Annotated in this window: 13 protein-coding genes and 1 tRNA gene; 13 read left to right on the top strand and 1 reads right to left on the bottom strand. The window is 45.1% G+C overall.

Annotated features, from left to right (window positions below; translation table 11 throughout):
- The first annotated feature begins 27 nt into the window (after window positions 1–27).
- From ACYVE4_RS24560 to ACYVE4_RS24570, 3 genes are all read left to right on the top strand, one after another.
- On the top strand, window positions 28–897 hold the full coding sequence (locus ACYVE4_RS24560; protein WP_461042917.1) for a carbon-nitrogen hydrolase: 870 nt from the start codon (window positions 28–30) through the stop codon (window positions 895–897).
- A 96-nt stretch (window positions 898–993) separates the two neighbouring features.
- Complete coding sequence (locus tag ACYVE4_RS24565; RefSeq protein ID WP_461042918.1) at window positions 994–1,929, top strand: ROK family protein; 936 nt, start codon at window positions 994–996, stop codon at window positions 1,927–1,929.
- Between the two features lie 22 nt (window positions 1,930–1,951).
- The gene (locus ACYVE4_RS24570) at window positions 1,952–2,509 is read left to right on the top strand and encodes a D-sedoheptulose-7-phosphate isomerase (protein WP_461042919.1); all 558 of its coding nucleotides are present in this window, start codon (window positions 1,952–1,954) and stop codon (window positions 2,507–2,509) included.
- A 35-nt stretch (window positions 2,510–2,544) separates the two neighbouring features.
- Here ACYVE4_RS24570 and ruvC read toward each other — a convergent pair whose 3' ends face one another.
- Window positions 2,545–3,150: a crossover junction endodeoxyribonuclease RuvC gene (gene ruvC / locus ACYVE4_RS24575; protein ID WP_461042920.1), complete on the bottom strand. Its 606-nt coding sequence runs from the start codon at window positions 3,148–3,150 to the stop codon at window positions 2,545–2,547.
- 45 nt (window positions 3,151–3,195) lie between these two features.
- On the opposite strand from ruvC, the gene ACYVE4_RS24580 reads away from it, so the two are divergent.
- The 10 genes from ACYVE4_RS24580 to ACYVE4_RS24625 form a co-directional block, all read left to right on the top strand.
- Window positions 3,196–4,158 (top strand): lysylphosphatidylglycerol synthase transmembrane domain-containing protein, encoded by a 963-nt coding sequence (locus tag ACYVE4_RS24580; RefSeq protein ID WP_461043015.1) that lies wholly within the window; start codon window positions 3,196–3,198, stop codon window positions 4,156–4,158.
- 77 nt (window positions 4,159–4,235) lie between these two features.
- Complete coding sequence (locus tag ACYVE4_RS24585; RefSeq protein ID WP_461042921.1) at window positions 4,236–5,357, top strand: glycosyltransferase; 1,122 nt, start codon at window positions 4,236–4,238, stop codon at window positions 5,355–5,357.
- An 88-nt stretch (window positions 5,358–5,445) separates the two neighbouring features.
- Window positions 5,446–6,093: a polysaccharide deacetylase family protein gene (locus ACYVE4_RS24590; protein ID WP_461042922.1), complete on the top strand. Its 648-nt coding sequence runs from the start codon at window positions 5,446–5,448 to the stop codon at window positions 6,091–6,093.
- Complete coding sequence (locus ACYVE4_RS24595; RefSeq protein ID WP_461042923.1) at window positions 6,080–7,090, top strand: glycosyltransferase; 1,011 nt, start codon at window positions 6,080–6,082, stop codon at window positions 7,088–7,090. Before ACYVE4_RS24590 ends, ACYVE4_RS24595 begins: the two co-directional genes overlap by 14 nt.
- A 101-nt stretch (window positions 7,091–7,191) precedes the next feature.
- A complete protein-coding gene (locus tag ACYVE4_RS24600; protein ID WP_461042924.1) occupies window positions 7,192–7,995 on the top strand; it encodes a TatD family hydrolase in 804 nt (267 codons plus the stop codon).
- Between the two features lie 47 nt (window positions 7,996–8,042).
- Window positions 8,043–9,128, top strand: a complete 1,086-nt coding sequence (locus ACYVE4_RS24605; RefSeq protein WP_461042925.1) for an asparaginase — start codon at window positions 8,043–8,045, stop codon at window positions 9,126–9,128.
- Between the two features lie 67 nt (window positions 9,129–9,195).
- Window positions 9,196–9,285 (top strand) — tRNA-Ser (locus ACYVE4_RS24610).
- A gap of 202 nt (window positions 9,286–9,487) precedes the next feature.
- Window positions 9,488–9,919, top strand: coding sequence for a hypothetical protein (locus ACYVE4_RS24615; RefSeq protein WP_461042926.1), 432 nt, complete (start codon window positions 9,488–9,490; stop codon window positions 9,917–9,919).
- Window positions 9,920–9,955: 36 nt separating this feature from the next.
- A complete protein-coding gene (locus tag ACYVE4_RS24620) occupies window positions 9,956–10,222 on the top strand; it encodes a hypothetical protein (RefSeq protein WP_461042927.1) in 267 nt (88 codons plus the stop codon).
- 358 nt (window positions 10,223–10,580) lie between these two features.
- Window positions 10,581–11,367 (top strand): hypothetical protein (locus tag ACYVE4_RS24625; RefSeq protein ID WP_461042928.1); only part of this gene is annotated, 787 nt, incomplete at its 3' end.

The following is an 11,367-nucleotide window of genomic DNA, read 5'->3' on the forward strand; positions in this document are numbered from 1 at the left end:
AATTATGGAACCACCTATTTTTGCCCCATGTCTAAAAAAGTCAATATTGGTTTAGTGCAGATGAGCTGTTCGGCAGATGTCGAAGCGAATGTGCAGAAAGCCATCGATGGTATTCGTAAAGCGGCCCAATTAGGGGCTCAGATTGTTTGCTTACAGGAATTATTTACATCGCTTTATTTCTGCGATGTTGAAGATCATCATAATTTCAGTTTAGCTGAAGCCATTCCCGGTCCAACGACGGATCGACTGGGAAAATTGGCAGGCGAGTTAGGCGTTGTTATCATTGCATCGCTGTTCGAAAAACGTGCTCAGGGGCTGTATCACAATACCACAGCTGTACTGGATGCGGATGGGACCTATCTGGGAAAATACCGGAAGATGCATATTCCCGATGATCCAGGTTATTACGAAAAATTCTACTTTACACCAGGCGACCTTGGCTACAAAGTTTTCGATACAAAATTTGCCCGGATCGGCGTGTTGATTTGCTGGGATCAATGGTACCCTGAAGCAGCCCGGATTACTTCGTTGATGGGTGCCGAAGTTCTTTTTTACCCAACTGCCATCGGTTGGGATACGGCCGAGCCCGATCCGCAACAGAATGAAGAGCAGTACAATGCCTGGCAAACGATCCAGCGCAGTCACGCTATTGCCAACGGCGTTCATGTAGTATCCGTAAACCGAGTTGGCCGGGAAGCCGATCAGCAGTTTTGGGGTGGATCATTTGTTGCAAATCCATTTGGTTCATTACTCTATCTGGCTCCGCACGATCAGGAAATTGTTCACGTGCAAACGGTTGATCTGGCTCTTTCGGAAAAATATCGCACCACCTGGCCCTACTTCCGCGATCGACGCATCGACTCCTACAAACCCATTACGAAACGATACATAGACTGATGTAGGGTATATGATGTATGGTGTATGCTATAGGACGTAAAAATGTCTTTCCAATAGTCTACATCGTATATCCTACATCTTACTTCATACATCTTTATGAACCTTGGTATTGAAATTGGTGGAACGAAGCTGCAATTGTTCACCAGCAACGACAGCCGCCAGATTACACAGCGGTTTCGATTGGCGATTGATCCGACTCAGGGCGCAGAAGGAATTCTGACGCAAATTGCCGACACCATACAGCAGATTTCTGGTCCAATTAAGTCGATAGGGGTAGGATTTGGCGGTCCGGTCGATTGGCAAACGGGACGGATTGCAACCTCACATCAGGTAGGAGGCTGGTCTGGTTTCGAACTCGGCGATTGGCTTCGTAATCAAGTTCCAGGTGCAACTGTTCGAGTTGAGAATGATGCGAATGTAGCTGCACTTGGTGAAGCTCGGCGGGGCGTTGCCACTGGCTTTACGAATGTGTTTTACGTCACACTGGGTAGTGGATGTGGAGGGGGGATGGTCGTCGATCAAAAACTCTATCACGGAGCATTACCCGGCGAAGCTGAGATCGGTCATCTGTGGCTGGTTCCGCCAGGGGATTCTTCAGAAGGCCAGACAATCGAACAGACAGTATCTGGCTGGGCGGTCGATCAACAAATCCGGACATTATTGCCGCAATTACCGGATGATTCGGCTCTAAAAATCGCTGTACAACAGGCACATAATCAGGGAAAAGTGGGAAAAGAAGCCCAATTTCTGCATGCAGCCTACGAAGCGAGCGATCCAGTAGCTCGTATGCTGATTGAACAAATTGGCTCCGTCCTGGCACTTGGATTATCGCACGTTGTTCACCTGTTTCACCCCGATGCAATTGTATTAGGTGGGGGGCTCTCACTAATTGGCGAACCCCTACGTGCCGCCGTTCGTCAGGCATTACCCCGTTTTGTCATGAAGGCATTTCAACCGGCTCCTATCGTTTTACTCGCTAAACTTGGCGAAGATGCCGTTCCGATTGGTGCGTTAGAATTAATGAACAATTAGGGTTTACTATAAACCGTTTACCATGAATCAAGCCTATTTTAAGAATTACCTCGAGCAACAGAAAGCGGCCTACGACGCTATTCCAACGGATCGTGTTGAGCACTTTATCAATCTGATCAAAAAAGGCTGGGAAGAAGACAGGCAGCTGTTTGCATTCGGAAACGGCGGCAGTGCATCCAATGTGTCGCACTTTATAACAGACCTGGGTAAAAGTGCTTCAGATCGGATGGGGAAGCGTTTTCGATGCCTGTCGCTGAACGAAAATTTGTCGTGGATTACGGCTATCGGTAATGATTATGCCTACGAAGATGTGTATCTGCGACAACTCCAGAATTATGCCCGGCCGGGTGATCTGGTTCTGACACTGAGTGTAAGCGGTAATTCGCCAAACGTGGTCAAAGCCGTGCAATGGGCAAATGACAACGGTCTGACAACGATGGCGTTGGTAGGTGGTAAGGGCGGGAAATTAGCTGAGATAGCTCACGAATCGATTATTATTCAGGATACGCACTATGGCCGTGTGGAAGATGCCCAAATGACTATCTGCCACCTGTTATGTTATGGGTTTATCGAAAGCTGAATTATGAGCTTAGTAAGAACGCTGACTGAAAAGACTTATAAAATCCGGTTTGAATTTTCGCTTACAAAGGCACCCCAAGCTCCTTTCTTGGTCTTTTTGCCGGGAGCAACGGGTAAAGCGTTAGCATGAAAGTGATGGCAAACGGCAATCGCCAAGGCATCAGTTGCGTCGAAAAATTGAGGATTCAGATTTTCGCCTAACAGATGGCTAACCATGTGCGAAACCTGTTCTTTGGTTGCGTTGCCATTGCCTGTTACGGACTGTTTGATACGCCGGGGTGCATACTCGACAATCGGAATATTGCGCGATAGGGCAGCTGCCATAACAACGCCTTGCGCCCGGCCCAATTTCAGCATTGCCTGTACATTCTTGCCGAAAAATGGATCTTCAATCGCCATCTCATCCGGATGATATTCATCAACCAGGCGTAGGATAGTTTCGTAAAGTTTCTGGAGCTTCAGTTGGTAGGTAGTATATTTGGTCAACTGAACGACGCCATACTGAATCATGGTCATGGCTCCCGATTTCACCGAAATAATGCCGTAACCGGCAACTTGTGTGCCCGGATCGACGCCGAGAATAATTTTCTCAGAAATTCGATTCTCCGGAATAATCGCTGGTGAATTGGGTATATTAATCATAGCTGGGCGTAGGCTCTCTTACAAAGTAACGTGTTCTCCTCTGTTTTGTCGCTGAAACCGGGTAAAAAAATCGTCTTTTGGGCTAAAATTGTCGTCTTAGCTGGTCTCGTCGCCTATATTGGCTACGTACTTCGGCAGCAACCGTTCGACTGGGAAGTAGCCCGAAAGCAATTTCGTAAGGTTGAACACCCTGAACACTGGCTTATTGGCCTGATCGTGCTCATGCCGATTAATTGGGGACTGGAAGCGCTAAAATGGCAGATTTTACTTCAACGAATTGAACGTACATCCTTTTGGGAGGCCTATCGCGGTGTCTTGGCAGGGGTATCGTTAGGGTTTGCGTTACCCGCACAATTGGGTGATACCGCCGGACGAGTTTTATCATTACGATCGGGCGAACGCGGATCGGCCATTGGGGCCTCGCTCGTATCCGGGGGGATGCAATTTTACGTTGCGCTGGTTTTTGGAACAATTGCCTGGATGCATCATCTGGATGTTGTGCCCGACCGCCATACTATAGCAGGGCGATGGCTTCTAATACTATTAAGCTGTCTAACAATAGGAGGTATTGCTTTCGGAGTAGTTCGTCACAAGCTTATTCAATGGGTATCGAGTCGGCCTTCATTAGGCCGATGGGCTACATATTGGGATGTGGCAGGGGTATATTCTGATCAGGAAATTGCCTGGGCACTCTTGGTAGCTGCCTCACGCTATGTTGTATTTTCCGGTCAATTTTACCTTGCCATGAACGCTGTTGGTATAAGACTATCGCCGGCGATTGCTGCATCGGGAATTGGGCTGGTGTATTTGGTGAAAACAATTACACCAGCGTTTAATTTACTGAGTGATTTAGGGGTTCGGGAAGCTGCTGCATTATGGGTTTTTTCTCCTTTCTTCATCCCCGCTTCTGTATTGATTACAGCCACTTTGTTGCTTTGGTTTGCTAATATTCTAACGCCTGTACTGGTCGGCCTGATTTGGGTTTGGAAATTGAAGATCAACCGATAAGTACTAGCCCTAAGTTAATAGGCGTTAGTCTGTTGTGGCTGTAGATTGTTTAGAAAAGCCATTTTAGTGTCTGTTCTATGACTTTTTTTTTACTGGCTATCACGGGTTTGTATGCGCTCTTTACGCTCTCGCTATGGCTTATCTGGTTACGAATGCCGACGGTATCGACAGACATGACATGGGTAGATGCTCCCTGGATAACCGTTGTGATACCCGTTCGAAACGAAGCAAAAAATATACTGGATTTATTACAGGATCTTGATAAGCAAACATATACTCACTTTGAGGTAATTGTTGCAGATGATTCGTCGACGGATGATACGCTCGAAATTATTCAGACGTACGCGAAAACAGCTTCGTATGCATTACGTCCATTACCCTTAGCCAACGATACTTCGCGCTCGCCCAAAAAGCGTGCGATTTCGCAAAGTATCGCATTAGCAAAAGGTGAACTCATTGTCACTACTGATGGCGACTGCCGCGTTGGACCTGATTGGTTGACGTCGATTGCAACTGTTTATCAGAGAACTGGATCAAAGCTCATAGCTGGTCCGGTTACATTTACAGCAGAATCAACAATTTTCGATTCACTACAAACCGTAGAATTCGCCAGCTTGATTGGTACAGGGGCTTGCACGATTTCGATTGGGTTGCCAACAATGTGCAACGGAGCAAACCTTTGTTACGTAAAGGAAGTATTTACGGAAGTGGGTGGTTTCGACGGGGTAGACCATTTGGCATCTGGTGACGACGAATTTCTGATGCACAAAATTGCATCCCGTTACCCAACAGGCATTCAGTTCTTAAAAAATAATGAAGCTATTGTTCGAACGAAACCGCACCAATCCTGGGACGCATTTTATAACCAGCGTAAACGGTGGGCGAGTAAGTGGCGAGCCTATCAGACGTATTGGCCATCGGTATTAGCCGTTTTTGTTTTCCTGAGTAATGCTGCACCAATCGTTGCAACTTTTGGCTGGTTATTCGGATTTATAGACGGAAATACCACACTAATCGTTATTGGACTAAAAGCTGTAACTGAGTTTTTGTTTTTACGGCAGATTCTTGTTTTTTTACAAAAAAAATCGTCGGTTGGAATCATCCCATTGACACAAATTATATATCCATTTTATACCTTGTTTTTTGGGCTGGCTGCTCAGACGAAGGGGTATATTTGGAAAGGGCGTAAACTTCACTGATGTAAGATGTAAGATAATTGATGTATAGTGTGCAAGGCGATTCTACATCATATATCCTACATTTTACATCCTATATCAACTAAAAGCCTTGTCATTTTTTCTCCATAAATCGAATTTCCTGCTGCGTACGGTCTATCCTGAGTGCTGGTGGAAGATTGAGGATGAGAGCGAACCAACGCTCTATCTGACGTTCGACGATGGGCCTATTCCTGAAGTGACTGAATTTGTCCTGGAACAACTGGATAAATTTTCAGCGCAGGCTACGTTTTTCTGCATTGGCGACAACGTACGGAAACACCGTGATATGCTTTATAAGGTACTTGAAGCAGGGCATATGGTGGGTAATCATACATTTAATCACCTCAATGGATGGAAAACAGAGGACTCTGTCTATCTAAAAAATATACAAAAATGCCAGGAGGTGTTAGGCGTTGAAACGTCATTGTTTCGCCCGCCGTATGGACGGATTCGGAAGACGCAGGCGGCTCAGGTCATGGAGGAGTACTCGATTGTGATGTGGGATGTGCTGACGGGTGATTTCGACCGTAAGCTGTCAGCCGATGTATGTTTACGAAAGACCATTCAATATACAAAGCCTGGCTCAATCGTAGTTTTTCATGATAGCCTGAAAGCCTGGCCAACCATGCGGTATGTGTTGCCCCGTACGCTAACTCATTTTGCCGAGCGAGGCTATTCATTCCGAGCCGTTCCGCAACCCGTTTATGCTGGATACTGACCAGCCAGGACCACCACCAATCAGCATTCTGATTGCCGCCCGCAATGAAGAATCGACTATACTAGATTGTCTGCGGGCTATCGATCGGCTCGATTACCCATCTGATCGGTTTGAAGTCATTGTTGGTAATGACCAATCTACAGATCAGACGGCTGAGCTAGTTAACCAGTTTATAGCCTCACGTCCTAATTTTCAATTAGTTGCGATAACCGAAAATGTTGCCGGATTACGCGGGAAAGCCAATGTCCTCGCTCAACTGACTGGTCTTGCAAAAGGACAGTATCTTTTCTTTACAGATGCCGATACGCAGGTGCCGCCGAGCTGGCTGGTAGAAATGGGGGGGGCTTTTAAGAAAGATACAGGAATCATTACCGGTATTACACTCCCTGAAGGGCCGAGCTTATTCCATAAGATACAAACAATTGACTGGCTCTATAACCTGACGTTGACGTATTTGGTGGGTAGTTTAGGCATTCCTGTAACAGCAATGGGTAACAACATGGCCGTCAGTCGTCGGGCGTATGAAGCCGTTGGGGGATACGAATCATTGCCATTTTCAGTGACAGAAGATTATACGTTGTTTTGGGCAATTGTGCAGAAAGGGTATGGTTTTCGAACCTTATTCACTGAGAGAATACTGGCTCAAACAAAACCCATAAATACGTTCATTGCTTTTTTACAACAACGAAAACGCTGGATGCGGGGAGCAGTGCAACTGCCTTTGGGGGTTGTCACTTTATTATATCTAAATTATCTGGCAGGCCCCTTATTGCTATTGCTGGGCTGGTTTATGCCAGCGGTCGCTATAGGGTTATATCTTAGTCGCTTACTAATTCAGACAACGGTCCTGTCGATGGGAATAAGTTGGTTAAGACGGAACCGATTATGGCCATATGCGTTATTATTCGAATTATACCAGCTTATTATTGGCCCTGTCGCCATTCTAAATTACTGGCTCCCCACTGCGATTGACTGGAAAGGTAGGAAATATGAATAGGTATAAAGTTATAGTGTCATAGAATTATCACTGGAAGAAAAGGCATTTATCTATCTTTTCTTCCAGTGATAACTCTACAACCGAACAACTCATAGAATTTAATGATCCTGATTGACACCCACGCCCATATTTATGATTCGCAGTTTGCTGATGAGCAGGAAGCTATGCTACATCGGGCAGAAATGGCGCAAATCAGCCAAATCTGGATGCCCAACTGTGCTCGCGAAACCATAGACGGCATGATGGCATTAGCCAACCAATATCCCGAGCGCTGTTTACCCATGATGGGGCTTCATCCCGCTTATGTAAACGATACCGTTGATGACGAACTGGCAGCCATAGAAGACTTATTGAATCGCAATGCGTTTATGGCTGTGGGTGAAATTGGGCTCGATTTTTATTGGGATATGACGTTTGTTGAACAACAGTTTTTGGCGTTCGAGACACAGTTGCGTTGGGCATCTAGTCAAAAATTACCCGTTTCGATGCATACTCGATCGGGGCACGATCGGAATGCATTTAAGGAAGCGGCTGATGTTATAGAGAAACTGGCTTTACCAGGATTAACCGGCATTTTTCACTGTTTTGTCGGAACGCTTGACGAAGCCAACCGCGCAATTGACATGGGCTTTAAATTAGGTATCGGTGGGGTGGCTACGTTTAAAAATGGCGGTCTCGATAAGGTATTACCGCATATTGGGCTGGAACATCTTGTACTAGAGACCGATACCCCTTACCTGGCTCCTGTACCACACCGCGGCAAACGAAATGAGCCTGCCTACCTACGATTAATTGCACAGCGCGTAGCTGACCTTAAACAGGTTAGTCTCGATGATGTAGCGCGCCATACAACAGCCAATGCTCACTCGCTGCTCCCTGCCTTGTATACAACCTTACTGCCTTAACTACTGCCAAATCAGGTACTTCATCATCATAACTTGTAAGCGATAAAATGCCTTACAGAACCATTCACATTAATCCAGTTATCACGAGTAATTCGCGACCGTCCGTATTGGTAATCTATACGGGGGGAACGTTTGGCATGGTCTATGACCAGCAAGCAGGCCAACTTGTTCCCTTTGACTTTGAACGCGTACTCGACCGACTTCCAGAACTCAATCGACTGAACTTCGATATTACGCTTCTGACGTTAAATAACATTATTGACTCGTCGAATATGAAACCGGAGGTTTGGGTTGAACTCGCTCAAATCATTCAGACTAATTATGCGCAATACGACAGTTATGTAGTTCTTCATGGCACGGATACCATGGCTTATACAGCGTCGGCGCTAAGTTTCATGCTGATCGGATTGAACAAGCCTGTTATTCTTACAGGAGCACAACTGCCAATTGGCGTAGCGCGCAGTGATGCACGAGAAAATTTTATTACAGCACTGGAAATAGCCGCAGACGTGGAAAATGGGCATCCGATCGTTCCAGAAGTATGCGTATACTTTAATTCGTTACTACTGCGAGGAAATCGATCCACCAAACGGGAGAGTGTTCAGTTTAATGCCTTTGTATCCGAGAATCACCCACATCTAGCGAATGCGGGTGTGAGCATCGATTATAACCGACCATTTATTCGGCCCTACAAACCAGATCAGGAATTAACAATACGAACTGTGTTAGATGCCAACGTGACAATTCTGAAGCTCTTTCCGGGAATCTCCCAGCCAGTCGTTGAATCGGTTCTAAATATTCCCAACCTACGTGGTGTAGTATTGGAAACGTTTGGAGCCGGGAATGCCCCAACCGATGCATGGTTTCTGGATTCACTTAAACGTGCTGTTGATCGCGGAGTGTTGATCTTCAATGTGTCACAATGTCAAGGAGGTCGTGTGACACAGGGCCAATACCAAACCAGCAAACAGATGTTGCAAATCGGGGTCGTCAGTGGGGCCGATATTACGACAGAAGCAGCCATTACCAAACTGATGGTGCTACTCGGACGGGAAAGCGATCGTGGACTTGAAGCATCAACACGATTACGTACGTTGCTGGCTCAGCCCATAAGTGGTGAAATGAGCGAATAGCTCTTTTTTTGTAAGAGTATATTGCGTTTTTACAGTCAATCCTGCATCTTTGCACTCCCAAAGTCGAAGAGAGCTGCCGGAGTGGTCGAACGGGTCTGATTCGAAATCAGAAGTACTCGCAAGGGTACCGGGGGTTCGAATCCCTCGCTCTCTGCCAACACTAAATCGTCACCGGGCCGGCGGCCCGGTGACGATTTTTCTTAGAGAGGTGTCCGACTGGTTGGATTTTCCAGTCGGACAGCAAGCTTCTGAACGAGAGCTAGTTAAGCCTATTTTAAGGCATGTTAAGGGGCAAATGCTGAAGCCGTACAAAAAGTCCAAACTCTATTCAGCGGGTGGGAACCTCGCTGAAAAGTGGTATGGCTACTTCAGCTACGTACACTCCAAAACGGGCACATTCCAATAAATCTCGTCTGAATTTTGCTCAAACAAAGATTGATGATCTAATGAGAAGATTTTCGATTGATAGAGATAAGGCTAAAATGCTATTATTTGCAATTGATCGAAAAGCATTCGGAATTGATATATCAATCGCGACAAATGGTGGTATATCCGTTGATCAACTAGAAACTATAAAATTACCTCGAATCATTGTTGGTAGGCTATTGCAATCATCTCATAAAAATGCTGAAGCAAGTGTTGATAACGAATTGAAAAATTATATTCTAAATGAAACAGATGTAAAAGAAAGCATAATAGGTGCTGAAAATCAAAAAACGGGTCTATTAAAAAATATAATTATAGGACTAATTGGTGCAATAGTTGGTGGAATATTAACTTTTTATGTATAAGAAATTTTTTCTACCTTTAATGTTTGGGGTACTATTTTGGTAACTTTTATTGCAAGTTTAGTACTGTATTTTATCAGAGAAAAATATAGATCAGGATATGGTATTTTTGAATTTTTAGTAGGACTAATTATCTCATTTTTAGTTAACCCTAGCTCACCTGAAATTATTACTGATCCAAATTTAAGCCTCAAGATCCTCGGCGGATTATATATTATGGTCCGTGGCCTAGATAATATCGTCAAAGGGCTAGAAGGCAGAAAACAAGGAATTTGGCTCAAAGAAAATTGGGGTATAGGAAAGTAAGTTAAACCTCCCACCATGAACTAACGCCTATGCCAACACCCAGGGAACGAAAGCTCAGGCCCATTCTGATTCTGATCCTTGCCTTGCTCAGTGTGAGCTTTATCCTGTTTTGCTACATGGTCGCAAAGGGATACTTAACGCGGTAAAATCAATTAGTTAACCAGATACATCTAACCTCCACACCATGAAACAACTATTTACTGTATTCGCTGTAAGTCTTTTAGCTATTCAGCTTGTAGCCGCTCAGTCCAAAAAGAAGGACCTGATAAAAAAACTTGATGCGGCCATTCTAACCTATGTATAAACGCGTATACCGCCCAGCCCCGCCGTATTTCCCACTGATCCGGTTCGCTATAAAGTGAAAACCCTATCCTACCGGCTCATTGGAGAAGCAGAGCTCGATTCAATTCTGCTTGGTGACTATCTGTCAGGCCAGTATCATTACCGCCATTATATAGAAGGGCAGGATGGAAGTGCAAACCTATACCTGGATAGTGCAACCAATGCGACATCACAGCAGCAAAAAGCCCATTTTTTAGCCCTGTCCAAACGTTTTGCCGACAATGTCAAGCGCTTGACTGATTCTATCAACCGATATGACCGGGATATTCCTTTGCTGAGAGGGCGAATCAAAAGCAAAACGCATGGCAACCGAACGTTTTATTATACAAGTACTGAGTTAGAAGTATCCATAAATAATAAAACTGAGGTTGAGAACTCGCACTTCCTTATATCCAGGGATCTTAGCGTGCAAAAACATTTCCTGTTGGGACCCCCTAAAAAAACACTAAATGACGTTGGCACCAAAATACCTATAACAGCCGAAGCGAAACGGGAGGTTAAGCTTTTATGGAGTGATACAACAACCCTGCATTTGCATAGGCTTCATGTCTACGTAGGTTCTGCTAAGAAGACCCCATCTGAGCTTCAGGCAGCTGCCGCATTCATGAGAAAGGAATGTTCTAGCTACTGTTGGAGTATTTCGCTTTGGGATAATCAGCAGGCTTTCGCCTTATGGAAAAACAAACAGAACGATGCTCAGTGGCTGAAAAAGAACTGGGTCTCTATCTGTGAACACAAGCTGGGCGAGTATCGCATATCTTCTGGTGAATTAATGCTTTACCCTTTACTAGATGCAGAGTATC

This window comes from Spirosoma harenae, from assembly GCF_054776975.1.